At 39.4% G+C, this 23,756-nt stretch carries 22 protein-coding genes and 1 riboswitch; of the genes, 7 read left to right on the top strand and 15 right to left on the bottom strand.

All coding sequences use genetic code 11. The features are described from left to right. Positions 1-35: 35 nt before the first annotated feature. Genes FRX52_RS04930 through FRX52_RS04920 form a run of 3 tightly spaced genes read right to left on the bottom strand, consistent with a single transcriptional unit; the run spans position 36 to position 3,633 of the window. Positions 36-1,985 carry a fructose-specific PTS transporter subunit EIIC gene (locus FRX52_RS04930; protein ID WP_146538712.1) on the bottom strand — a complete coding sequence of 650 codons (1,950 nt, stop codon included), beginning with the start codon at positions 1,983-1,985 and terminating at the stop codon, positions 36-38. Continuing rightward, positions 1,982-2,893 (bottom strand): 1-phosphofructokinase, encoded by a 912-nt coding sequence (pfkB, locus tag FRX52_RS04925; protein WP_146496071.1) that lies wholly within the window; start codon positions 2,891-2,893, stop codon positions 1,982-1,984. The genes FRX52_RS04930 and pfkB overlap by 4 nt, the downstream gene beginning before the upstream one ends. Further along, complete coding sequence (locus FRX52_RS04920; RefSeq protein ID WP_146496069.1) at positions 2,890-3,633, bottom strand: DeoR/GlpR family DNA-binding transcription regulator; 744 nt, start codon at positions 3,631-3,633, stop codon at positions 2,890-2,892. The genes pfkB and FRX52_RS04920 overlap by 4 nt, the downstream gene beginning before the upstream one ends. Before the next feature lie 239 nt (positions 3,634-3,872). Then, a riboswitch (glycine riboswitch) is annotated at positions 3,873-3,962 on the top strand. A gap of 104 nt (positions 3,963-4,066) precedes the next feature. Between FRX52_RS04920 and FRX52_RS04915 the strand changes: the two genes are divergently transcribed. Further along, complete coding sequence (locus FRX52_RS04915; protein ID WP_146538711.1) at positions 4,067-5,389, top strand: sodium:alanine symporter family protein; 1,323 nt, start codon at positions 4,067-4,069, stop codon at positions 5,387-5,389. A gap of 40 nt (positions 5,390-5,429) precedes the next feature. Here FRX52_RS04915 and FRX52_RS04910 read toward each other — a convergent pair whose 3' ends face one another. Beyond that, positions 5,430-6,014: a TetR/AcrR family transcriptional regulator gene (locus tag FRX52_RS04910; protein WP_146538710.1), complete on the bottom strand. Its 585-nt coding sequence runs from the start codon at positions 6,012-6,014 to the stop codon at positions 5,430-5,432. Positions 6,015-6,113: 99 nt separating this feature from the next. Here FRX52_RS04910 and FRX52_RS04905 point away from each other — a divergent pair, with 99 nt between their 5' ends. Then, positions 6,114-6,737 (top strand): HXXEE domain-containing protein, encoded by a 624-nt coding sequence (locus FRX52_RS04905; protein ID WP_146538709.1) that lies wholly within the window; start codon positions 6,114-6,116, stop codon positions 6,735-6,737. A 46-nt stretch (positions 6,738-6,783) separates the two neighbouring features. Here the strand turns inward: FRX52_RS04905 and ftsX are convergent, their stop codons facing one another. From ftsX to FRX52_RS04875, 6 genes are all read right to left on the bottom strand, one after another. Then, positions 6,784-7,695, bottom strand: coding sequence for a permease-like cell division protein FtsX (ftsX, locus tag FRX52_RS04900; protein WP_146538708.1), 912 nt, complete (start codon positions 7,693-7,695; stop codon positions 6,784-6,786). Further along, positions 7,688-8,380 carry a cell division ATP-binding protein FtsE gene (gene ftsE, locus FRX52_RS04895; protein ID WP_146461553.1) on the bottom strand — a complete coding sequence of 231 codons (693 nt, stop codon included), beginning with the start codon at positions 8,378-8,380 and terminating at the stop codon, positions 7,688-7,690. Before ftsE ends, ftsX begins: the two co-directional genes overlap by 8 nt. A gap of 12 nt (positions 8,381-8,392) precedes the next feature. Next, a protein-coding gene (gene prfB, locus FRX52_RS04890; RefSeq protein ID WP_146538707.1) for a peptide chain release factor 2 occupies positions 8,393-9,488 on the bottom strand; the annotation gives its coding sequence in 2 pieces (ribosomal slippage) (positions 8,393-9,415 and positions 9,417-9,488; 1,095 coding nt in all). 48 nt (positions 9,489-9,536) lie between these two features. Next, complete coding sequence (gene queG, locus FRX52_RS04885; RefSeq protein ID WP_146538706.1) at positions 9,537-10,661, bottom strand: tRNA epoxyqueuosine(34) reductase QueG; 1,125 nt, start codon at positions 10,659-10,661, stop codon at positions 9,537-9,539. Between the two features lie 103 nt (positions 10,662-10,764). Beyond that, the gene (locus tag FRX52_RS04880; RefSeq protein WP_146496057.1) at positions 10,765-13,449 is read right to left on the bottom strand and encodes a cation-translocating P-type ATPase; all 2,685 of its coding nucleotides are present in this window, start codon (positions 13,447-13,449) and stop codon (positions 10,765-10,767) included. Positions 13,450-13,664: 215 nt separating this feature from the next. Then, entirely contained in the window at positions 13,665-14,048 is a 384-nt protein-coding gene (locus tag FRX52_RS04875; protein WP_146538705.1) for a DUF1934 domain-containing protein, read from the bottom strand. Positions 14,049-14,136: 88 nt separating this feature from the next. Between FRX52_RS04875 and FRX52_RS04870 the strand changes: the two genes are divergently transcribed. The 5 genes from FRX52_RS04870 to FRX52_RS04850 all read left to right on the top strand — a co-directional run bounded on the left by FRX52_RS04870 (position 14,137) and on the right by FRX52_RS04850 (position 20,005). Further along, on the top strand, positions 14,137-15,423 hold the full coding sequence (locus FRX52_RS04870) for an HD domain-containing protein (RefSeq protein ID WP_146538704.1): 1,287 nt from the start codon (positions 14,137-14,139) through the stop codon (positions 15,421-15,423). Between the two features lie 83 nt (positions 15,424-15,506). Continuing rightward, on the top strand, positions 15,507-16,316 hold the full coding sequence (gene yidA, locus FRX52_RS04865) for a sugar-phosphatase (RefSeq protein ID WP_146538703.1): 810 nt from the start codon (positions 15,507-15,509) through the stop codon (positions 16,314-16,316). Position 16,317: 1 nt separating this feature from the next. Then, complete coding sequence (locus tag FRX52_RS04860; protein WP_146538731.1) at positions 16,318-17,535, top strand: aminoacyltransferase; 1,218 nt, start codon at positions 16,318-16,320, stop codon at positions 17,533-17,535. Continuing rightward, a complete protein-coding gene (locus tag FRX52_RS04855) occupies positions 17,535-18,770 on the top strand; it encodes an aminoacyltransferase (RefSeq protein ID WP_146538702.1) in 1,236 nt (411 codons plus the stop codon). The genes FRX52_RS04860 and FRX52_RS04855 overlap by 1 nt, the downstream gene beginning before the upstream one ends. Positions 18,771-18,775: 5 nt before the next feature. Continuing rightward, positions 18,776-20,005: an aminoacyltransferase gene (locus tag FRX52_RS04850; protein WP_146538701.1), complete on the top strand. Its 1,230-nt coding sequence runs from the start codon at positions 18,776-18,778 to the stop codon at positions 20,003-20,005. A 31-nt stretch (positions 20,006-20,036) separates the two neighbouring features. Here the strand turns inward: FRX52_RS04850 and tpiA are convergent, their stop codons facing one another. The 5 genes from tpiA to rpmI all read right to left on the bottom strand — a co-directional run bounded on the left by tpiA (position 20,037) and on the right by rpmI (position 23,733). Further along, the gene (tpiA, locus tag FRX52_RS04845; RefSeq protein ID WP_146538700.1) at positions 20,037-20,795 is read right to left on the bottom strand and encodes a triose-phosphate isomerase; all 759 of its coding nucleotides are present in this window, start codon (positions 20,793-20,795) and stop codon (positions 20,037-20,039) included. A gap of 94 nt (positions 20,796-20,889) precedes the next feature. After that, positions 20,890-21,555 (bottom strand): amino acid ABC transporter permease, encoded by a 666-nt coding sequence (locus tag FRX52_RS04840; protein WP_146538699.1) that lies wholly within the window; start codon positions 21,553-21,555, stop codon positions 20,890-20,892. Between the two features lie 10 nt (positions 21,556-21,565). Next, positions 21,566-23,032 carry an amidase gene (locus FRX52_RS04835; RefSeq protein ID WP_398586902.1) on the bottom strand — a complete coding sequence of 489 codons (1,467 nt, stop codon included), beginning with the start codon at positions 23,030-23,032 and terminating at the stop codon, positions 21,566-21,568. A 92-nt stretch (positions 23,033-23,124) separates the two neighbouring features. Then, positions 23,125-23,484 (bottom strand): 50S ribosomal protein L20, encoded by a 360-nt coding sequence (gene rplT / locus FRX52_RS04830; protein WP_146496046.1) that lies wholly within the window; start codon positions 23,482-23,484, stop codon positions 23,125-23,127. A gap of 48 nt (positions 23,485-23,532) precedes the next feature. Continuing rightward, entirely contained in the window at positions 23,533-23,733 is a 201-nt protein-coding gene (rpmI, locus tag FRX52_RS04825; RefSeq protein ID WP_003025048.1) for a 50S ribosomal protein L35, read from the bottom strand. Positions 23,734-23,756: the final 23 nt, after the last annotated feature.

Here is a 23,756-nt window from a genome sequence, read left to right as displayed (position 1 = left end):
AAAGAGGTTAGGACAATTTACCTAACCTCTAAATATTATGCTTTTTTACGAAGGGCACCAAATAGGATACCAGAAACAATTGCTCCGATAAGGACAAAGACAAGATAAAGTAGGGCATTACTTGTCAAGGCAATAACGAAGATACCACCATGAGGCGCTAGCAATTTAATCCCAGCAAGACCAACTAGGGCTCCTGATAGGGCTGAACCGACCATAAAGCTTGGAATCGCACGAGCTGGATCAGCTGCCGCAAATGGAATCGCACCTTCTGTAATGAATGATAGACCCATGATAATGTTCGTCAAACCTGACTCACGTTCTTCTTCAGTGAATTTATCTTTGAAAAGAAGGGTTGCCACAAAGACTGCCAACGGTGGCACCATACCACCTGCCATAACGGCTGCCATAACAACTGAACCACCATTAGCAACAGATGCTGCCAAAGTACCTGTACCAAAGACATAAGCTGCCTTGTTGATTGGCCCACCCATGTCAATAGCCATCATGCCACCAACAACTAAGCCGATAAGAACTGCTGAGCTTCCTGATAGACCTTCAAGGAAGTTATTCAAACCAGTATTGATAGCAGCCATTGGAATATTGACAAATAACATTAAGAAACCTGTCAAGAAGACACCCAAAACGGGGAACAAAAGGATTGACTTGATGCCTTCAAGTGAGCGTGGCAATCCTGCCAAAAGTTTACGCAAGACAAGGATGACACCACCTGCCAAGAAACCACCAACTAGGGCACCAAGGAAACCTGATGATACCCCTGCAAGTGCTAGTGTTTCTTCACCACCAGCTGCAAATGGAATTTTACCCCAAGCTAGACCGCTTGATGCAATCGCTCCTGCCACAAAACCTGATACCAAACCTGGTTTTTCAGCGATTGAGTAAGCAATGTAACCTGCTAATAGTGGCAACATGAAGCCAAAAGCTGCACCACCAATTTTCATAAAGACTGAGGCAAACTCATGGTAAGAACCCAAGCTACCAAGAGAATCTTGTGGGACACCTAGCATGTTATCTACCAAGAAGGCTAAGGCAATCATAATACCACCACCAATAACGAATGGAAGCATTTGGCTAACACCACTCATCAAGTGTTTGTAGAAAGCACCACCCAAGCTTGTTGGTTGTTCTGATTTCACACTTGTTGTACCTGATTTGGCAGTATAAGTATCAACTTGACCTGACAAGACTAGGTTGATTAATTCTTCTGATTTTTTAATACCGTCAGCAACTGGACGTGATACCAAAGGTTTACCGTTAAAACGATCCATTTCAACAGCCTTGTCAGCCGCAATGATAACGCCCTTAGCACGAGCAATATCGTCAGCCGTCAATTTGTCACCAACACCCGACGCACCATTTGTTTCAACTTTAATACCTACACCCATTTCAGCCGCTTGTTTTTTAAGGGCTTCTTCTGCCATATAAGTGTGGGCAATCCCTGTCGTACATGCAGTAACTGCTACGATGAAGTCTTGATTTGTTGCTGAGCTTGCCACAACTTCTTCTGCTTTCTTGTCTTCTGCTTGGTTAAATACTGCTAATACTTGATCTGCTGTTGTCGCTTGACGTAATTGATCTGCAAAACCATCTTTCAAAAGGTATTGAGATAATTCAGCCAAGGCAGCCAAGTGAGTATCGTTTGCTCCTTCTGGAGCAGCAATCATGAAGAACAAGTCAGTTGGTTGACCATCAAGGGCTTCATAGTCAACTCCCTTAGCAGATTTGGCAAACAGAACCGTTGCTTTTTTAACTACTGCATTTTTACTATGTGGCATAGCAATCCCATCACCCAAACCAGTTGACGTTTGCTCTTCACGTTTAACGATACCTGCCTTAAACGTGTCAAAGTCTGTTACATAACCCTTGTCAACCAAGTTTTTGACCATTTCATCAATGACAGCTTCCTTAGTCGTTGCTTGTAAATCAAGCATCATGACATCTTTTCTCAATAAATCTTGAATTTTCATAATTTTTCTACCTCCACTTTTTGATAAATCTCTTTAATAAACTCCAATTCTGCCAAATCATCTGAAAAAGCTGTCGCCGTTCCACATGCCACGCCCCATTTCAGAGCTTCAATAGGATCATTTGATTTGACAAATTCGCCAGTAAAACCAGCCACCATAGAATCACCAGCACCAACAGAATTCTTTACCTGTCCCTTGATTGGTTTAGCAAAGTAAGTTGCCTCTGGCGTCACTAGCAAAGCACCGTCACCTGCCATAGAAACAATGACATGCTGAGCACCTTGGTCTAAAATTTTCTTAGCGTATGTTTCAACATCAGCCAGACCAGATAGTTGAACCCCAAAAATCATCTCTAATTCATGGTTATTCGGCTTAACTAATAAGGGCTGATAAGCCAAGGAATCAAGGAGAGTTTGCCCTTCAAAATCACAAACCACCTGAGCTCCTGTCTGCTTGACTAAGGGAATGAGTTGCTTATAGACTTCATTACCTAGATTTGCTGGTGCAGAACCAGCAAAAACAACCACATCATCAGCTGTTAATTGAGATAATTTCTCTTCTAACGCAGCCAACTGTTCTGATCTGATAACTGGCCCTGCTCCGTTAATTTCAGTTTCTTCGTCAGCCTTAACTTTGACATTGATACGAGTGTCTTGGTCAACCCAGACAAAATCCGTTTGGATTTTCTCAGACAAAAGTCCGTCTTCAACAAAGCGACCAGTGAAACCTCCGATAAAACCTGTCGCCGTATTGTCAACCCCTAAGCGTTGCAAGATGCGACTAACATTGATTCCTTTTCCTCCAGCAAATTTATCGTCACTAATCATGCGGTTCACACCACCTAATGCTAACTGTTCTAGACGAACGATAAAATCGATGGACGGGTTAAGTGTTACTGTATAAATCATGCTTCAATAACTCTTGTTTTCTCCTTTAATTTTTGTACAAACGAAACAGAACTCCGATTGGTAATCACAGTTGCTTCCTCAACTGTAGCAACCTTAACAAAATAAGTTTGATCCAACTTAGACGAATCAACCAAAATGTAACTTTCCTGACTGTTTTTAATAACCGCCGTTTTAATAGAGGCCTCTGACAAGTCTGGTGTGGTGAAATAAGAGTCATTCACCCCATTCATGCCTAAAAAAGCCTTGTCAAAATTTAGCTGATTGATTTGTTCAACCGACATGCTGCCAATATTGGCATTGGTTGTTGGTTTAACCATACCACCAATCATCATGGTTTCAATACCTTTTTCCACCAACTTACTAGCATGTTGAATGGAATTGGTCACCACGGTCAGCTTGAGTTCAGGAAGGGCTTCAATCAAACAATTTGTTGTTGTGCCAGCATCAACAAAAATAACGTCACCTTCATTCACCAAGCCGGACGCCAAAAGAGCCAACTCTTTTTTATCTTGAATGTTTTTGACAGATTTCTGTTGATTGCTTAATTCCTCTTGCAAGCTAGGTAGGCGTTCCGCTCCTCCATGAATTCGTCTGAGCAACTTATCTGCCGCTAATTCTTCCAAATCACGTCTAACTGTTGATTCAGAGGTATTAAGCAGACAAACCAAAGTTTCTAAACTAACCACACCTTCTTGGTGAATTTTGTCTATAATCAATCGTTTTCGCTCTGATTTTAAGATAAAACCACCTCCTACTGCAATCGTTTACAATTTTATTATACCCTTTTTTCTATCATTGTCAAGCAAATTCTTTCAAAAACAATCATTTTTTGAAACCTATTGACAGAAAATCTATTTTGAAGTAAAATAATTCATAAATTAAATAAACCGATTGACGAAATCAGGAAAGCAAGACTACGGTCTTCACCCAAGGAGTAAAACTCTCAGGTGTCTTACTTGTAAGATAAAGACTGATTTACTGACGGACTTCTGGAGAGACCGATTTTACGGCACCGAAGGGGCAAGGCATTGATGCTCAATCTCTCAGGTAAAAGGACAGAAGAAAAAACAAAAATGACTGTGTGAGTCTTTTTGTCTTTCTTTTTGTTGTTTCCAGAAGGCTGTCTTAACGGACAGTCTTTTTTGTCAATCACTTTAGAAAAGGAGCTTATACATGCTTGCATTTTTTACAACTATTGATGATTTGGTGTGGGGAGTCCCTCTTCTCGCCTTACTGGTTGGAACAGGCATCTACCTAACTATCCGTTTGGGCTTATTACAAATCATTCATCTGCCACACGCCTTCAAGCTAATTTTTACTGAAGATGAGGGAGAGGGAGATATTTCAAGTTTTGCCGCATTAGCAACTGCTCTTGCTGCAACGGTTGGAACTGGGAATATTGTTGGTGTTGCAACTGCTATCACTGCTGGTGGACCTGGGGCTTTATTTTGGATGTGGGTTGCTGCCTTCTTTGGCATGGCAACCAAGTATGCCGAAGGGCTACTTGCCATCAAATATCGCACAACCGACCAAAATGGCGAAATTTCCGGTGGGCCAATGTACTACATTCTTCATGGTATGGGACAAAAATGGAAACCCCTTGCTCAATTCTTTTCTCTAGCAGGTATCTTAGTGGCACTTTTTGGAACGGGAACCTTTGCACAAATTAACTCGATTACCGCTTCGTTGGAAAATAGCTTTAATTTTGCACCACAAGTGACCAGTATCGTGATTGCTATTATCACTGCTATCATTATCTTTGGTGGGATTCAATCCATTTCAAAAATTTCTGAAAAAATTGTGCCATTTATGGCGATTATCTACATTTTAGCTAGTCTTTGTGTTATTTTAATCAATATTGACAAACTCCTGCCAACCTTGACTCTCGTCTTTCAATCTGCCTTCACTTCAACAGCTGCTATTGGTGGTTTTGCTGGAGCAACCATAAAAGATGCCATTCAAAAAGGGATTGCACGTGGTGTTTTCTCAAACGAATCTGGTTTGGGATCTGCTCCGATTGCTGCAGCTGCCGCTAAGACAAATGAACCCGTCGAACAAGGTTTGATTTCAATGACAGGTACCTTTATTGATACCCTTATCATTTGTACTATGACTGGACTGGCTATCTTGGTGACAGGTCAATGGTCTGGTCAACTAAATGGTGCTGCTCTTACTCAAGCAGCTTTTGCTTCTGTTTTTGGTGTCTGGGGAAGTTACGCCTTGACTTTCTGTTTGATTCTATTTGCTTTTACAACCATTTTAGGTTGGTCTTACTATGGCGAACGTTGTTTTGAGTTTCTCTTTGGTACTAAAGGCATCCCAGCCTACCGAATCTTTTTTGTTCTAATGGTTGCTTTAGGTGGCTTTTTACAATTAGAGCTAGTCTGGGTTTTGGCAGACATTTTCAATGGTCTGATGGCCCTACCAAACCTAATCGCTCTCTTAGCCCTATCACCAGTTATTATTAAAGAAACTAAAAAATATTTCCGTAAATAAAGTAAAAAATCACTTCTAACTAATGTTTCGAAGTGGTTTTTTATTTTTCTTGCGACTTAGCCAAATCTACTAAGGTCATTATGATGGCTTTTCCAATCTTAGAATGAGACAATGTTAATAACTTAAATGGCTTGTCTTTCATCTCTTGACTTCCCAAAACAGCCACCAGACCTGTAAATATAAAATTCACTTGTAGCCTTTCTTCTATTGATAAACGCTCCTCACAAATCCCAAAAGCCTTAAACCAAGCATCTTTTAATAAGTCCTTGACCAATTGATTTAAATATAACGAGTCATTTCTAGCATAGAGCATAATGTGTTGAGAAGACGTTAAAAGTGCTTCATCCAGATTTGCAAAATTTTCTTCTTTTTTGAGAGAATCCAATAATAACATAGGAAACTGTTTGGCCACGTCATTGTTAGTTAATTTCAGAAAAATCTTTTGTGCCAAATCATAACTATCGGCATAATGATAGTAAAAAGAATTACGATTAACACCCGACTCTTGCGAGATACGAAGAACCGTTATATCTGAATAAGGCATTATTTCAAGTAAATCCAAAAAAGCTTTTTCAATTTTTGTGGTTGCTAGGTCATCTTTTTCTGATTTTTTAGGCCTTGCCATCGCTATCTCCTTTAATTAGACATTTTACTTAGCATTGTCTGTTTTATTATAGTTAAAAAACATTTATAATACAACTATCAATCATTTAGGAGAACTTTTATGAAAAAAATCGTAAACAATTGGCATTATCTTTCCGTCTATCTTTCTGGTATCAGTGCGTTAGCCTTCCTTTTTCCACTTAATACTAGTCAAGTTTGTTTAGTAACAGCTATTATTTTTCTCTTTCTACATTTCTTTGAGGAATTTGGTTTTCCAGGTGGCTTTCCTTTAATGGGGATGAAAGTCATGATGAATAGTGATGAGATGGATTATACCAAGTGGAATTGTAATAATCTTAATTCCATGTTTGGAAATTGGAGTTTTCTATTTTTAGTTTACATCCTGCCCCTGCTTTTCCCAAACTTTAGTTTTCTTACGCTGTCTGCCATGCTATTTTTATTTGCCGAAGTTATTATGCACTTTCTTATCTTTCCGATAAAATTGAAAACCATTTATAATGCTGGACTAGTGACAAGTGTTGGCATGGGAATCATCGGTATCTATTATTTTACAACTGTCTTTCAAGCAAACGTATTGACTTGGTTTGACTACGTTCTTGCAGTCGCTTGGTTTATTTTTGTCTTTCTCTTTTCTTTCCGTTCAAAACTTTATTGGCAATTAGGGCAAAAATCTGGCTATGACTTAACTGAACAAACGGCATACGGTGCCAATTTCAAGGCTTAAAATCAACACATCATCAATAATAAAAAAAGCCCTAAGGCTTTTTTTATTATTTTTTCAAATAGCGTCCCATAGCTAGTAAAGAACCAAATGAACCAATCAAGATACCAAGCAAGGTCAAGCCAAGAATCAAGCTAAGGCTAAACATGGTTGGCGGATAAAGGCTAAGACCTGAAGCTGCCAAGCCACCTTGCAAATAATTATAAACAACTTGGTATAAAAAGAAAGTCAATAAAGCTGGCAAAACACTCCCGATTAAGCCAATCCATGCTCCTTCAAAGAAAAAAGGACCACGAATGTAAGAATTTTTTGCTCCAACTAAACGCATGATTTCAATATCACGACGACGTGACATGATAGTTATTTTAATCACATTAGAAATTAAAATAATCGCTACCAGCACTAAAATACCTGCGCCAACTAAGCCCCATAAGCGAACCATCTTAGAAATACCTAGTAATTTTTCCGTATCAAGACCGCCATAGTTAACTTCATCAATACCTGAAATGCCTTGAATCTGTTCAGCAATAGACTTGAGCTGGTCTGCTGAATCAACTTCTACCACATAAACATCAGATAAGACATTGCCTTCAACGGTATCCCATTCATCACCCAAGGTCGCCTTGAGTTGTTCCAACTGCTCATCCTTACTAGAAAAGGTAACTGATTTAACTCCAGAAATAGCTGTCATCTGATTATAAACTTGATGATAGTTAGGATTGGGTTGGGTCTTGCCCTCACCGTCAGTAATATTTTCTTGGGTTTCTGTGGAATCAACTGCTAGATAGGCATTGATGGTTAGGTTATTTTGCACACCTGTTGCCAAGCGTTCTACATTGAGTAAGACTGCTAAGAAAAGTCCAACTAGGGTTAAGGTCACTGCCACTGAAGTGGTAGCAAAAAAGGTTGACCAGCCATTACGCTTCAAACTTTTCAAGGATTCAAATAAACTTTTAATCATGATAACCGTAATCTCCTTCCTCTTGATCACGGACAATGCGGCCTTCTTCAAGGGCAATAACCCGATGACGCATGGTATTAACAATCTGACTATTGTGAGTTGCCATAATCACGGTTGTCCCATGAAGATTGATTTTTTCTAGCAACTTCATGATTTCCCAAGCGATTTCTGGATCCAAGTTACCTGTTGGCTCATCAGCAATCAGAACTTTAGGGTTATTGACAATGGCGCGTGCAATCGCCACACGTTGTTGCTCACCACCTGATAACTGCCTTGGAAAAGAGCGTTGTTTATGTTTCAAACCGACCATTTCAAGTACCTCAGGGACTCGCTTTTTAATTTCCTTGCGACTCTTACCAATAACTTCCATGGCAAACGCAACATTTTCATAAACTGTTTTTTGAGATAGTAACTTATAATCTTGAAACACAACACCTAGACTGCGACGTAATACAGGGATTTCTTTTTTCTTCATCTTGGTCAAATCAAAACGAGCCACACGCAAACGCCCCTTAGTCACTTTTTCTTCCCGATAAAGCAGTTTTAAGAGGGTTGATTTTCCTGCGCCTGATGGACCCACGAGATAAACAAATTCACCCAAACCAATGGTCAAATCCAAACCTCGCAAAACGGTATTGGCACGACTGTATTTTTTCGTCACGCCTTTCATTTCAATAATTGCCATTTATTTTCCTTTCTATTCCATTCGCCATTTCAAATAGCTATCAATAAAACCATCCAAATCACCGTCCATGACCTTATCCACTTGAGCCACTTCAAAACTAGTTCGATGATCCTTAACCATGGTATAAGGCGTAAAGACATAGGAACGAATTTGACTTCCCCAAGTAATTTCTTTTTTATCACCTTTAAGGGCGTTCACTTCTTGAGCCTTTTTCTCTTGTTCAAGTTGATAGAGTTTGGCCTGCAACATTTTCATGGCACGGTCACGATTACCATACTGGGTACGGTCAACAGTTGAAGCCACAACAATTCCTGTTGGAATATGGGTTAAACGCACACCTGTTGATACCTTGTTGACATTCTGACCTCCGGCACCACCTGAGCGAAAGGTATCCATTTTTACTTCGTCATCACGGATTTCCACTTCAATGGTATCATCCAATTCTGGCATGACTTCAACTGACGCAAATGAGGTATGACGACGCTTGGCTGAATCAAAAGGAGAAATTCTTACCAAGCGATGCACACCCATTTCAGACTTGAGTAAACCATAAGCATTTGGCCCTTCAAACGATAGGGTAACACTCTTGATCCCTGCTTCCTCACCAGCTTGATAATCTAAAACATCGACCTTGAAACCTTTGGCATTACCAAAACGAGTGTACATCCTAAGTAGCATATCACCCCAATCTTGTGCTTCAGTCCCTCCAGAACCTGGGTGGATTTCCAAGATTGCATTGTTACTATCGTAAGGTTCTGATAATAAAAGCGTCATCTCATAGCTAGTCATCATCTGTTCCAGTTGTGTCAAGTTGTTGCTCAATTCTTCCAGTAAACTCTCGTCTTCTGCCACCAACTCCTGTAACACTGTCACATCATCCAGTAAACTAGCCATGTCATGATAGGTCTGATAGGTCTGTTTTAGATCATTTAGTTCTTGTGACACCTTTTGAGCAGCTAAATTATCATTCCAAAAATCTGGTGCTGACATTTGATTTTCTAGCTGAGCAATGTCTTCTTCCAAAGCCTCTAAGTCAAAGAGACCTCCCAAAGCTAGCTAGCTTTTCTTCGTAGGCTTGTATTTTTTGGCGAATTTCTGCCATATCCATCTTTCTTACCTCGCTAAATTAAAGTCTATTTATTGTATCATATTTGGTCTAAACCTGCCATTTTTTGAGCAAGAGCTCACGTTCAGTCATGATGTCTTGATTATCCGAGGATACTTCTAAAATTACCTCAATCAAATCTGGACTTGGTTTTTTAACAATCTCCCCCAAAGCCCAAATGGCTGTCGCTGCATGAATAGGATTTTGCTTTTTCTCAATAATTTCTAGCAATTTAATAATAGCAGAGCGGTCATGAGCATTGGCAAGGGCAATAATGGCATTACGTTGCAAAATATTTTTCCCTCGCCAAGCACCTGCAATCATACCAAATTTTTCCTTGAAAGTCTTATTACTCAACTCCAAAAAGGGAATCAATTCAGGGTGGGCAATGTCAGGGTCTATATCACTGGCCAAAGGATTGTTAATACCTTTATTATAAGGGCAGCAAATCTGACAAATGTCACAACCATAAATAACCGTCTTGATTTTCTTACGAAATTCCAAGTCCATCATGCCCTTGTCCTGCGTTTGAAAACTCAAACAACGCTTGGCATTCATCGTGCCGTCACCATTCAAACAAGAGGTCGGACAGGCATCCAAACAACGCCTACAATCCCCACAATCATAATCAACAGGCTGATCGGGTTCAATTTCCAAATTGGTAATCAATTCGCCCAAATACATGTAAGAACCATATTCTTTGGAAATGACCAGTCCATTTTTACCAATAAAGCCAATTCCCGCCCGTCTAGCCACTGCCGTATCTACCAAAGCTCCTGTATCCACCATAGCCCTATGTTCTAAGGGGAAGTCTGCACACAACTCCTCAATACCAGTAGCCAAACGTTTTAACTTATCCTGTAATACATGATGATAGTCCAACCCCCAACTATTGGGCGTGAACTTACCACGCTTATAATCCGATTTTTGTGGAGCAATAGGAAGTTTATTAGGATAAGCTACTGCAATCGAAATAATCGTTTTGGCACTTTCCAAAGATAATTTAGGATCCAACCGTTCTTCAATATTCTTATGTTCAAAACCAGAATTCGTACCATTTTCATAGGCCATACGGAGTGATTTTTCTAAATAAGAAAAATCATCTGCCGTCGTAAAACCAATTTTTGAAATGCCAATTTCCTTAGCTAAACGTTGAATTTCTTCCTTGATGTTCATACTATCTATCTTAAAGGAAAAAAGTAGAAGTTTCAAGACGTGATAGCTATTTTTAATAAGAAAAACCCTCGGCAAAAATGTTCGAGAGTTTTTGGGTTAATCACTAAATCGCATTTTTATCCAAACCAACTTTACGTTGATAAAACTTAACCAATTCAACAATCACAATCATCATAGAACCAGCCACCAAAACAACTAGCCATTGTGTCAAACTTAAAGTCGTCACATGGAAGTAGTTCTTAAAGCCTGGAATCACAAGAGTAGCCGCCAAAAGAAGTCCTGCGATAACAATTGACCAGTTGAAGAGACGATTCTTGAATGGACCAACAGTTAAGATTGATTGATAAACTGACTTAACATTATAAGCATGGAAGAGTTGGATTGAACCAAGTGTTGCATAAGCCATCGTTAAGGCATCTGCATGAATTTCTTGATAAGTGCTATGCTCTGGGAATTTCAAAGCAAAAGCATAGACACCAAGTACAAGGATGGTTTGTAAAATACCTTGATACAAGATTGACGTCATGACACCACCTGAGAAGAAGCTTGACTTACGTCCACGAGGTTTATGACTCATGACACCAGGTTCTGCTGGCTCAACCCCAAGGGCAATGGCTGGTAGGGTATCTGTTACCAAGTTAATCCACAATAAATGAACTGGTGCCAAGACATCCCAACCAAATAGTGTTGCAAAGAAGATGGTGAATACTTCTGCCATGTTAGCTGACAAGAGGTATTGAATGGTTTTTTGAATGTTAGAGAAGACTTTACGTCCTTCTTCAACTGCCACGATAATCGTTGCAAAGTTATCATCAGCAAGAACCATATCTGAAGCACCTTTTGATACTTCTGTTCCTGTAATCCCCATACCGATACCAATATCTGCTGTTTTCAGAGATGGCGCATCATTAACACCATCACCTGTCATGGCAACAATCTTACCATCATTTTGCCATGCCTTAACGATACGCACCTTATGTTCTGGTGACACACGCGCATAAACAGAATATTGTTTGAAGACTTTTTGGAATTCTTCATCCGTCAATTCGTTCAATTCAGCACCAGTAAAGACATGGTCTTCCTTGTCATTTGGATCAATAATTCCTAAACGTTTAGCAATGGCTTCTGCCGTATCTTGATGGTCACCTGTAATCATAATTGGGCGAATGCCTGCTTCTTTAGCGACACGAACGGCTTCTGCCGCTTCTGGACGCTCAGGGTCAATCATACCAACCAAGCCAGCAAAGACCAGGTCATTTTCAACGATACTTGTTTCAAGTGTTGGTACACTATCCACATACTTGTAAGCCATCATCAAGACACGAAGGGCTTGTTTGGCCATTGATTTATTGATAGCTAGGATAGCTTCTTTATCTTCTGCTGTAATTTCACGAACTTGACCGTTTGATTCGATATGACGAACACGTTTCAACAACTGGTCAGGAGCACCCTTAACTGCAACAAAGAATTGATTATCCGCTTGCTTATGGATGGTTGACATCAATTTACGGGTTGAGTCAAATGGTAGCTCTGCCACACGTGGTTCATCTTTTAAAATGTCACGCACATCAAAATTATGATCTAGACCAAATTGAACCAAGGCAGTTTCTGTTGGGTCACCGATTAACTTGCCATTTGGATCAACCTTGGTATCATTAGCAAAGTTCATCACACGCAAGGTGTTGTTATCAAGAGCTAAATCAGCACTTGATGGCAACAATTCACCATTAGTATAGATTTTTTCAACTGTCATCTGATTCATGGTTAAGGTACCCGTTTTATCAGAAGCAATAATTTCTGTCGCCCCAAGGGTTTCAACTGCTGGTAATTTACGAATAATCGCATTACGTTTCGCTAAAACTTGTGTACCAAGCGATAAGACCACAGTAACAATAGCTGGCAGACCTTCTGGAATAGCTGCTACAGCAAGGGCGACCGCAGTCAATAAACTTTTAAGGGGAGCTGTTCCTTGGACAAAGACCCCAACTGCAAACGTCACAACGGCAATACCAAGCACCAAATAGGTCAAGATTTTAGAAAGCTGATGAAGATTTTGTTTCAATGGTGTATCGGTTTCATCGGCATTTTGCAACATGGTCGCAATATGACCAACCTCAGTAAACATACCTGTGTTGGTAACTACACCAATCCCACGACCATAAGTGACGTTAGAGTTTTGGTAGGCCATGTTAACACGATCGCCAACACCAGCATCGTCTGCAATAATAGCTTCGTGGAATTTATCAACTGGAACAGATTCACCAGTCAATGCCGCTTCTTCAATCTTCAATGAATTTGATTCCAACAAACGCATGTCAGCAGGAACAACATCCCCTGCCTCCAACATCACCACATCTCCTGGCACCAATTTTTTAGAATCCACTTCAACAACATGACCGTCACGACGGACACGAGCAAGAGGACTCGACATCGATTTAAGGGCATTGATCGCTTCTTCCGCCTTACCTTCTTGATAGACACCAAAAGCAGCATTCAAGATAACCACAGCCATGATGATAACTGAGTCAGCCCATTCCTCACCATGTGAGGCAATTAAAGAAAGAACCGCCGCTGCAATCAAAATGATGATCATCAAATCCTTGAATTGATCAAGGAATTTAGCCAAGAAGGAACGTTTTTCTCCCTCTGCCAACTCATTACGACCATATTCTTCCAAGCGTTTTTGTGCTTCAGCATTGGTCAAACCGTCCTTGGTTACCCCCAAGGATTTCAAAACATCGTCTTGATGTTTCGTATAAAACAATTCTTTATTTTGCTCTTTAGACAAAATAAAACTCCTCTCTAGCGATCTTTTTCATAAGAAAAAGACCTGTTTGTTTTCTAAACAAGTCTTGCTGTTTAAGACAAGGCCGGAAATTTCTTTCGGCTTGACGACCTTGTCACGGTAATACCGTCGCTACTCCCTTGATTTCCCTTTTATTTTACACGAAAAAAAGAGATTTCACAAGGATTTTACGCTCATTTCCTTAAATAAACTAAGAACTAGCTCCAGCTAATCTGTAACGTGTAAGAGGCAAAGACCTGGTTTGCTTCTTCATTTGGTAATAAATCATAGGTCACACGCAAACTGTTCTCAGATCGATCAAAAGACTTGGTTAGGGTCACCAGTTGTTGTAACCCCATTGGTGTAGGAACACTTGCTAAAGCATAGGCACCATTTACAAATCGCATAATGGTATTGGGGTGACCAAAACGTGTCATAACCATTTCTTGATTCTGGCATTTAATCACCACTTTTTCTGCTTCTTCATTTTGGTAAATCAGATATAGCCAATCATTTTTTTCAGTCACAATCACGTCATGCTCCTCACGAATCAGTTCGATTTGACCATCTAAATCAATCTTATTTTTTATCTCAATCTTCATTCTTGTTCCCTTCTTCTTAGTTCATTTTATCAAGATTTTACCCATCTTTCAAGCTTAGAATAAAGGCATTTTTTGGTATAATAAAAATATGAAAGAAAAAATATTTAGAGACCCCATCCACAATCAAATTGTGGTCGATCATCCTGTTGTCTATGATCTAATTAACACACCAGAATTTCAGCGTTTAAGACGAATTAAACAACTTGGCACCACTGGTTTTACCTTTCACGGTGGGGAACATAGCCGCTTTTCTCATTGTCTTGGTGTCTATCATTTAGCCAGACAAGTGACACGCACCTTTAGTGAAAATTATACTGAGCATTGGCAGGCAGACGACAACCTGTTGACAATGGTGGCTGCCCTTCTTCATGATCTTGGTCATGGCCCCTATTCACACACTTTTGAGGGACTTTTTGCTACCGATCATGAACAATTTACTCAGGAAATCATCACTAGTCCCACCACAGCAATCAACCAAATCTTAACCAAGGTGGCACCCAATTTTCCTGATAAGGTTGCTAGTGTGATCAATCATACCTATCCAAATAAACAGGTCATTCAACTCATTTCTAGTCAGATTGACTGTGATCGTATGGATTATCTTCTTCGTGATTCTTACATGACTGGGGTTCAATACGGTCAATTCGATTTGACTAGAATTTTAAGTAGCCTACGACCTCTCGATTCTGGTCTTGTTTTTACCAAAGGTGGCTACCATGCCGTTGAAGATTATCTTATTAGTCGCTACCAAATGTACATGCAGGTCTATTTCCACCCAGCCAGTCGTGCTATGGAGGTTTTGTTAAAAAATCTACTGAAACGAGCTCAGGTGCTCTACCCTACACACCAAAATTTTTTCCGTAAAGAATCACCCAAACTCATTCCATTTTTTGATAAAACTTATACGCTTAAAGACTACCTTAAATTAGATGACAGTATTCTCAACACTTATATCCAGTCCTGGATGGACTCCACCGACCCTATCTTGTCTGATTTGTCGCAACGTTTTATCAATCGCAGAGTTCTAAAATCGGTAACCTTTGCTGAAAAAGACGAACCAGTCATCCAACAACTACGACAAGAAATCGCTGCTATTGGCTTTGATCCTGCTTATTATACTGCCATCAATAGCAGTTTTGACCTTCCCTATGACATTTATCGCCCAGAAAGTAACAAGCCAAGAACCCAGATTGACATCTTACAAGATGACAACAGCCTACTGGAATTATCACAAAAATCACCCTTGGTGGCTAGTTTAATGGGAACATTTCATGGCGATCGTCGGTTTTACTTTCCAAAAGAAATGCTTTTTGCAGAAGACCTCTTTGCTAGCCATAAAGAAAGATTTTTACAACTATTAGCTTCATTAAACTAGGCAGTTAGCTGCCAAGCATGACAAATGATGATAATTTTAGTAAGATAGTAGTTGGAATTTTTATCAATATTAAAGGAAATATTATGTCAGTCAAACTTATCGCCGTTGACATTGACGGCACGCTACTTACTAGCCAACGACAAATCACACCTGAGGTGTTTCAGGCGGTTCAAGAAGCAAAAGCTGCTGGTATCAAGGTTGTGATTACTACCGGCAGACCCATTGCTGGAGTTACTAAGCTTTTAGAAGACCTAAACCTAACCGATACTGGTGATTATGTGATTACATTTAATGGTGCCTTGGTGCAGGATGTCGCTAATGGACAAGACTTGGTCAAAGAAACCTTGAGCTATCAAGATTACTTGGCTTTGGAATACCTAGCTCGTCAGTTAGGCGTCCACATGCACGCCATTACTAAAGATGGTATCTATACTGCCAATCGAGATATTGGCAAATATACCATTCATGAAGCTCAGTTGGTCAATATGCCTGTTTTTTATCGGACACCTGAAGAGATGAAGGACAAGGAAATTGTCAAAATCATGTTTATTGATGAGCCAGAGCTACTGGATCAAGCCATTTCACAAATCCCAAGTGATTTTTATGAGCAATATACCTTGGTCAAATCGCAACCTTTCTATCTTGAAGTGGTGGCTAAAACAGTTAGCAAGGGAAATGCCATTATCCATTTGGCAGAACAATTAGGTTTTGATATGACCGAAACCATGGCGATTGGCGATGAGGAAAATGATCGTGCCATGCTAGAAGTCGTTGCTCATCCTGTTGTTATGGAAAATGGCAATCCAGAAATCAAGAAAATTGCCAAACACATTACCAAATCAAACGATGAGTCAGGCGTTGCTTACGCCATTAGAAAGTGGGCACTTAAATAATATGTTCAGCTATAAAATTGGAATTTCCCAAGACGAACACGATACCTTCGTCCAAAATCATCCCCAAGCCAATCTACTTCAAAGTTCAAAATGGGCTAAGATTAAGGACAACTGGGGCAATCAACGAGTCGGCTTTTATCGCAATCAAGAACTGGTTGCTTCTGCCTCGATTCTAATTAGAAAACTTCCTCTTGGTTTTACCATGCTCTATATTCCAAGAGGACCAATTATGGATTATAATGATGAAGAATTGGTTAGTTTTGTTTTCAAATCCCTAAAAGCATTTGGAAGCAAACAACGGGCTATTTTTATCAAATTTGATCCCAATCTTCATTTACGAACCAATCAAATTGGGCAAGATCCTCAAGAAAAAAACGATGCTCAAAAGCAAATCGCCTTATTGCAAGCCAAGGGAGCTCGATGGACTGGTTTAACCACCGACATCTCAGATAACATTCAGCCTCGTTTCCAAGCCAATCTCTATGCTGACCATTATGATTTAGCGGATTTCCATAAAAAAACAAAGCAAATCATTCGTGTGGCACAAAACAAGGGAGTGACAATTCAATTTGGTCATCTCAATTTGGTAGAAGATTTTACTGAATTGATGAAAAAAACGGAAACTCGCAAACAAATCCATTTGCGTAACAAGGATTATTACACTAAACTCCTTGAAACCTATGGTGAACAAGCCTATATCACCATGGCTTTTCTCAATCTTACTGAAAAACAAGAACAGTTCAGTTCAGAATTGGCTAAGGCTCAGGCAACCTTTGCTGAATTTACCGAAAACACTCACAAAAACAAGGTCAAAAATACTCAAAATGAAATCAATCGTCTGCAAAAAGAACTTGATTTTATTCAAACAGAACTTGAAAAAGGACGTTCAATGGCGCCGCTTGCAGCAACCTTGTCATTGAATTTTGGACCAACATCTGAAAATCTTTATGCTGGAATGGATGAGATTTTCCGTAGCTACAATGCTCCCCTACTGACTTGGCACCAAACGGCTCAACACGCCTTTGACATGGGCATCACTTGGCAGAATATGGGAGGGGTGGAAAATGATCTCTCTGGTGGCCTATATAACTTTAAATCAAAACTAAATCCAACCATTGAAGAATTTATCGGCGAGTTCAATTTACCAATCAATCCTGTTCTCTATCGACTCTTCATGTTGGCCTACGCTGGACGTAAAAAATTAAGGAAGAAAAACTAATGACACTAAAAACTCTCAGCAAAGAGCAATTTCTAGACCATGTTAGTCAAGTTAAGGAAAAATCCTTTCTTCAAAGCTCTGAAATGGCAGATTTGCTAACGAAACGAGGTTACAACACCAGTTTTATTGGTTTAGAAAAAAAAGGGCAAATTGTGGTATCTGCTCTTCTTTACAGTCTTCCAATGACTGGTGGACTGCACTTAGAAATCAATGGCGGCCCTGTCTGCAACGTAACGGATGATTTACCAGAATTTTATCAAGAACTTAAAAATTACGCTAAACAACAAGGGGCTTTAGAATTAGTTGTTAAACCCTATCAAACTTATCAAACCTTTGACAGCCAAGGTCAAGCAACTAGCCAAGAGCATACTGAGTTTATTCAACAATTAACTGATTTGGGTTATACTCATGATGGCTTAAAAACAGGCTATCCTAGTGGTGAACCTGATTGGCACTATGTCAAAGATTTAACAGGTCTCACGACAGAAAATCTAACAGCTTCTTTTAGTAAAAAAGGACGACCACTAATTAAGAAAGCTAATAGTTTTGGAATTAAAATTCGTCCACTTAAACGTGAAGAACTGCAAATCTTCAAAGATATTACTGCTTCGACGTCTGATCGACGCGAATATACTGATAAATCTTTGGACTATTATCAAGATTTCTATGATAGTTTCAAGGAAAACTGTGAATTTATGGTAGCCAGCCTCAATTTTCAAGATTATCAAGATAATCTCAATCTAGAAGCTGCAGAAATTCAAACTAGGTTAGAACGTATCGAACAAGAACTAAGTCAAAATCCTGATTCTGCTAAGAAGAAAAAAGAACGACAACAAGTCATCAAACAAGTGGATACCCTAGCCATTCGTCAACAAGAAGCTCAAGACTTCATTGATAAGTATGGTGACCAAGATGTCATCATGGCAGCCAGCCTGTTTATCTACACTCCTCAAGAAACCGTCTATCTTTTTAGCGGTTCTTATACAGAATTCAACAAATTTTATGCACCAGCAGTCCTACAAGAATATGTGATGCTGGAAAGTTTGAAACGAAACATCTCTTTCTACAATTTCCTGGGAATTACAGGTGAATTTGACCATTCAGACGGTGTCCTTCGTTTCAAACAAAATTTTAATGGCCACATTGTTCGTAAAATGGGAACCTTCCGATACTATCCAAATCCTTACAAATACAAGCTCATTCAGCTTGTCAAACGACTACTCAATAGAAAGTAATTGTCATGTATTTAGAACTGCTCACACCTCAGCAATTTGACCAGTTTCATCAAACGGTAACTGAAGCCAATTTTGAACAAAATAGCCAAATGATGTCTTTGTTAGAAAAGCGAGGCTATCAAGTAAAAGCCATTGGCTTATTTGATAACAAACAAACGATTCAAGTAGCTGCTATTTTATTTGGCTTACCGGTTGCTGGTGGCTTGCGTATGGAGATCCATTATGGGCCTATTTATAAGGAAAAAGAATTTCTTCTTCCTTTTCTCAATCAACTAAAACTATTTGCCAAAAAAGAAGGCATTATTGAATTAGAAATCAAACCCTATGATACCTATCAATATTTTGATGACCAAGGTCAGCCACTAGAAACAGCAAACGATGATTTGGTGGAGCTTTATCAAAAAGCTGGTTATCACTACGGTGGACTCACTAAGGGATTTGAAACCAGTGATTGGCACTATATTAAAAATTTAAATGGGCTAACACCTGACACACTTCTCAAATCCTTTAGCAAAAAAGGACGACCACTCGTTAAAAAAGCACAAACCTTCGGTATTAAACTACGAGCCCTCAACCGTGAAGAACTGCCACTTTTTAAGGAAATTGTCGATACGACTTCTGATCGACGTGGTTATGTCGCTAAAAGTCTTGATTATTATGAATATTTTTATGATGGCTTTGGCTCCAATTGTGAATTTATGGTCGCTAGTCTTAACTTTCAAGATTATTTAGCCAATCTCCAAGAAGATCAAGACACACTGCAAAAGAAAATTGAAAAATTAGAAAATGATTTGCTTACAAATCCTAATTCTGAGAAAAAACAAAACCAATTGCGTGAGTTAAAAAGTCAATTTGATACCTTTACCGTCCGAAAAAAGGAAGCTGCCGACTTTATTGACAAATATGGCAACCAAGATGTTCTCCTAGCTGGTAGTCTTTTTGTCTATACCCCACAAGAGTCTATCTACCTCTTTAGTGGCTCTTATACCGAATTCAACAAATTTTATGCACCTGCCCTTTTACAAGAGTATGTCATGCTCCAAAGTATCAAGCGTGGTATCACCCGTTACAATTTACTCGGTTTTTCTGGAGATTTTTCAGGTGAGGACGGTGTTCTTCGTTTCAAACAAAATTTCAACGGTCACATTGAACGTAAACCTGGAAGTTTTTACTACTACCCTCGTCCCTTGAAATATAAGTTTATCCAAATGATTAAAAAAGTTTTGAAACGCTAAAAAAAGAACTGGTTATCCAGTTCTTTTTTAATTACTTAACTGCTGCCAATAATTCAAGGAAGCTAGCTGGTTCAAGTGAGGCACCACCTACAAGAGCACCGTCAACATCTGGACAAGCCATGTACTCAGCGATGTTAGCAGGGTTTACTGAACCACCGTATTGAACACGAACCTTGTCAGCCACTTCTTGACCAAAATCAGCTGCAACCACATCACGCACTGCTTTACACATTGTTTGTGCATCATCCTTAGTAGCTGATTTACCAGTACCGATAGCCCAAATTGGCTCATAAGCAATCACTGATGCTGCAACTTGCTCTGCTGTCAAACCTTTAAGGGCTGCTGATACTTGAGCACCAACAAATTCTACCGCTTTACCTGCTTCATAGGTTTCAAGCGACTCACCACAACAGATGATTGGTGTCAAACCATTGCGGAAAATCGCATGAGCTTTTTTGTTGATGTCTTCATCTGTTTCATGGAAGTAATCACGACGCTCTGAGTGACCGATGATTACATAGTCTGCACCAAGATCAGCCAAAACTTTTGGACTTGTTTCACCAGTGAACGCACCAGCATCTTCAAAATAACAGTTTTGAGCAGCAACTTTCAATTGACTACCCATTGCTTGGAATTTAACACCGTTAAGCAAAACAGGTGAAGCTCCGATAACAGATTCTACCACTTCTTCTGATGGCAATTGATCTTTCACTTCTTCTACAAAAGCCATAGCTTCTTGAACATTCTTGTTCATTTTCCAGTTACCAGCAATAATTGGTTTACGTGACATTTCACATACCTCTTCTATTTTTATTTACATTCTCTATTTTATCATAAATTTAACAGACTTGAAAGTTTTTTCTCAAACTCTAGGTGATGAGATACTAAGAACGATCTAATTTTAATCGTTTTTCTAAAATGCCTTGACCACATTCTAATAAGAAACTCAAAGACCAGTAAATGATAGCGACTAGGATATACATAGACATATAATCCCATTTGGAACCACCGATAATCTTGGCATTTTGAAAAATATCAGGTACCGTAATCATGGCGACCAAGGAAGAACTCTTAACCATATCAATCATCACATTTCCCAACGGAGGGATGGCAATACGAATGGCTTGAGGAAGGATAATATAGCGAATCACTTTGGCTTTTGGTAAACCTAGGGCTGTTGCAGCCTCCCATTGACCTTTATTAACTGCACTAATCGCAGAGCGAAAAATTTCAGATATATAAGCAGAAGAAACCACACTGAAACCAATCAAAGAACAAATCAAAGCAGATAATTGAATATTGTAATAGGGTAACCCAAAATAGAGAACAAATAAAACCACAATCATGGGAACTCCTCGCATGATTGAAACAAATATACGAGCTGGCCATGACCAGTAAGCTTTATCTGACAAGCGCATCAAAGCAATGAAACAACCTAGGATTAAACCACAAATAAAACCAAGACCTGCAATTCCTAGAGTATAAGGTAAGCCACTAATGACAAAACTGAAACTATCTATCATCAAGGGTATATCAATAAATTTCGTCATCTATTTCTCCCTATTTTATCTCATGACTATAACGTAAAAGCTCTCGATCCTCTAACAACTGAGCTAACGCCAAAAGTAAGTCCTCTCTTCCCTTAGCAGCAGTAACCTGCACACCCAAAGGCAAACCTGAAGCTGTTCGATAAACTGGCAGACTAATCGACGGTTGTCCTGTAATATTTGCCAACTGGTTAAATGGCGTTAAGGCTAAACTAGGAGCAAACATCTCGACAATCAACTCTTCCTGTTGTTTTTGATTATAGTCAGTAATATGGTTCAAAGACTCTATTAAGCTTTCTGATAAATCTAACTGATTATGCTTAGGAGCCACATCAGCCGTTGCTGGAGAAATAATTAGATTATATTCTTGATGAAACTCTTCCATCAAATAAGTGTAGCGATCCCAAAGCTGAATCAGCTTACTATAATCTTTGGCTTTAACCCCTTTACCTGTTTGATAAATCGCCCACGTCATCAATTCCATATCAGATTGGGTCACTGAACGCCCTAATAACATTTCAATATTATCAAACATAGCTGCCGTTTCAACACTATTCATGACATAATAACTGCTAATGGCTTCAAGCCCATCAACTGGAAAATTATCCAGTTCTATTACGTCGTGACCTTGAGTAGCTAAAAAATGGGCAAGTTTATCAACTGCCTTTTTGGCAGAATCTGACACCGAACTATGAACAGGTGAGTTTTTCTGTACGGCAATTTTTAAACCTTTAGGAAATGAACTGTTCAGACTGTCTTGACTAAGAAGTGGCAAAGGAAAGGGACTATCTAATTGACAAACTTGTAAGCCAGCTAATAAACGCTTGGTATCTCTCACTGACTTGGTTAAAGCAAAATTAACAGACAAACCTTGCCAACCACGAAAAGATGATGGGCCAACAGGAATACGACCTCGACTGGTTTTCAAACCAATCAAGCCATTAAAAGACGCTGGAATCCTAATCGACCCACCACCATCACTAGCACCTGCCAACGGCACCATGCCAGAAGCCACTGCTGCCCCAGCACCACCACTAGAACCACCAGAATTGCGTGACAAATCCATAGGCAAATTAACTCGGCCATTAAATTGACTGTCACTGATATTCTTAAAACCAAATTCAGGTGTATTGGTACGACCCAGAATCACGAAACCTAGATTTTCCAATCCTTTGACGTAGTTATCTGATAGTTTAGCACGGTAATTCACAAATAATTTAGACCCTGAACTAGATGGCTCATCCGCCTGTTCCTGACCCAAATCCTTCAACAAAATAGGAACACCCGCAAATGCTTTATCCGTGAAATCTCGAGTTTCTGCTTCAAATAAAGCCTTTTCATAACGTTTACTCGTCACAGCATTAAGGCTTGGATTCAATTTTTCTATTTTATCAATCGAATACTCAACTAATTCTCTAGGTGATATTTCCTTTAATCTGACTTTTTCTGCCAAACCTGTCGCGTCCATTTTTTCCAACATAGCTACCCTCCTTACCGTTTTCATTGTCTATTATAACCTAAAAAATACAAATAAAAAAGAAGCTAGACGAGTTAGCTTCTTTTAGACTTAGATTATTTACCAAGTTTTGCTTTAGCAGCCTCTGCAAGAGCTGTGAAAGCTGCTGCATCATTAACTGCCAAATCAGCAAGCATTTTACGGTTTACTTCGATTTCAGCCAATTTCAAACCATGCATCAATTGTGAGTATGATAAACCGTTCATACGAGCAGCCGCATTGATACGAGTGATCCAAAGTTTACGGAAATCACGTTTCTTTTGACGGCGATCACGGTAAGCATAGTAGTAAGAGTTCATTACTTGTTCTTTCGCTGTGCGGAACAAGATATGCTTAGCTCCGTAATAACCTTTAGCTAATTTTAAAATACGTTTACGACGTTTGCGTGATACAACGCCACCTTTAACACGTGCCATTTATTGTTTCCTCCAAAAATTCTGTTAATCTACTTCTTAGCGACTATCTTATTTAAGACCAGTCAACATTGCTTTAATACGTTTGAAATCTCCTGAATGCACCATAGCTGCTTTACGAAGATGACGACGTTGTTTCTTAGTTTTTCCGTGGAAACGGTGAGAAGTGTATGCACGGAAGCGTTTAAGACCGCCTGAACCTGTACGTTTGAAACGTTTAGCTGATGCACGGTGTGTTTTTTGTTTTGGCATGATAAATTTCTCCTTTTGATAAA

Origin of the sequence: Streptococcus sp. sy018 (genome assembly GCF_007859185.1) — a bacterium.
Taxonomy (GTDB): domain Bacteria; phylum Bacillota; class Bacilli; order Lactobacillales; family Streptococcaceae; genus Streptococcus.
The sequence above is the reverse complement of the archived record's forward strand: the minus strand, read 5'-3'. Positions and strand labels throughout refer to the sequence as shown.

What these genes read in the sequence shown, in the direction of transcription:
- FRX52_RS04930 (WP_146538712.1), bottom strand. Translation starts at nt 1,985, where the DNA reads ATGAAAATTCAAGATTTATTGAGAAAAGATGTCATGATGCTTGATTTA.
- pfkB (WP_146496071.1), bottom strand. Translation starts at nt 2,893, where the DNA reads ATGATTTATACAGTAACACTTAACCCGTCCATCGATTTTATCGTTCGT.
- FRX52_RS04915 (WP_146538711.1), top strand. Translation starts at nt 4,067, where the DNA reads ATGCTTGCATTTTTTACAACTATTGATGATTTGGTGTGGGGAGTCCCT.
- FRX52_RS04910 (WP_146538710.1), bottom strand. Translation starts at nt 6,014, where the DNA reads ATGGCAAGGCCTAAAAAATCAGAAAAAGATGACCTAGCAACCACAAAA.
- FRX52_RS04905 (WP_146538709.1), top strand. Translation starts at nt 6,114, where the DNA reads ATGAAAAAAATCGTAAACAATTGGCATTATCTTTCCGTCTATCTTTCT.
- ftsX (WP_146538708.1), bottom strand. Translation starts at nt 7,695, where the DNA reads ATGATTAAAAGTTTATTTGAATCCTTGAAAAGTTTGAAGCGTAATGGC.
- ftsE (WP_146461553.1), bottom strand. Translation starts at nt 8,380, where the DNA reads ATGGCAATTATTGAAATGAAAGGCGTGACGAAAAAATACAGTCGTGCC.
- queG (WP_146538706.1), bottom strand. Translation starts at nt 10,661, where the DNA reads ATGAACATCAAGGAAGAAATTCAACGTTTAGCTAAGGAAATTGGCATT.
- FRX52_RS04875 (WP_146538705.1), bottom strand. Translation starts at nt 14,048, where the DNA reads ATGAAGATTGAGATAAAAAATAAGATTGATTTAGATGGTCAAATCGAA.
- FRX52_RS04870 (WP_146538704.1), top strand. Translation starts at nt 14,137, where the DNA reads ATGAAAGAAAAAATATTTAGAGACCCCATCCACAATCAAATTGTGGTC.
- yidA (WP_146538703.1), top strand. Translation starts at nt 15,507, where the DNA reads ATGTCAGTCAAACTTATCGCCGTTGACATTGACGGCACGCTACTTACT.
- FRX52_RS04860 (WP_146538731.1), top strand. Translation starts at nt 16,318, where the DNA reads ATGTTCAGCTATAAAATTGGAATTTCCCAAGACGAACACGATACCTTC.
- FRX52_RS04855 (WP_146538702.1), top strand. Translation starts at nt 17,535, where the DNA reads ATGACACTAAAAACTCTCAGCAAAGAGCAATTTCTAGACCATGTTAGT.
- FRX52_RS04850 (WP_146538701.1), top strand. Translation starts at nt 18,776, where the DNA reads ATGTATTTAGAACTGCTCACACCTCAGCAATTTGACCAGTTTCATCAA.
- tpiA (WP_146538700.1), bottom strand. Translation starts at nt 20,795, where the DNA reads ATGTCACGTAAACCAATTATTGCTGGTAACTGGAAAATGAACAAGAAT.
- FRX52_RS04840 (WP_146538699.1), bottom strand. Translation starts at nt 21,555, where the DNA reads ATGACGAAATTTATTGATATACCCTTGATGATAGATAGTTTCAGTTTT.
- FRX52_RS04835 (WP_398586902.1), bottom strand. Translation starts at nt 23,032, where the DNA reads ATGTTGGAAAAAATGGACGCGACAGGTTTGGCAGAAAAAGTCAGATTA.
- rplT (WP_146496046.1), bottom strand. Translation starts at nt 23,484, where the DNA reads ATGGCACGTGTTAAAGGTGGCGTTGTATCACGCAAACGTCGTAAACGT.
- rpmI (WP_003025048.1), bottom strand. Translation starts at nt 23,733, where the DNA reads ATGCCAAAACAAAAAACACACCGTGCATCAGCTAAACGTTTCAAACGT.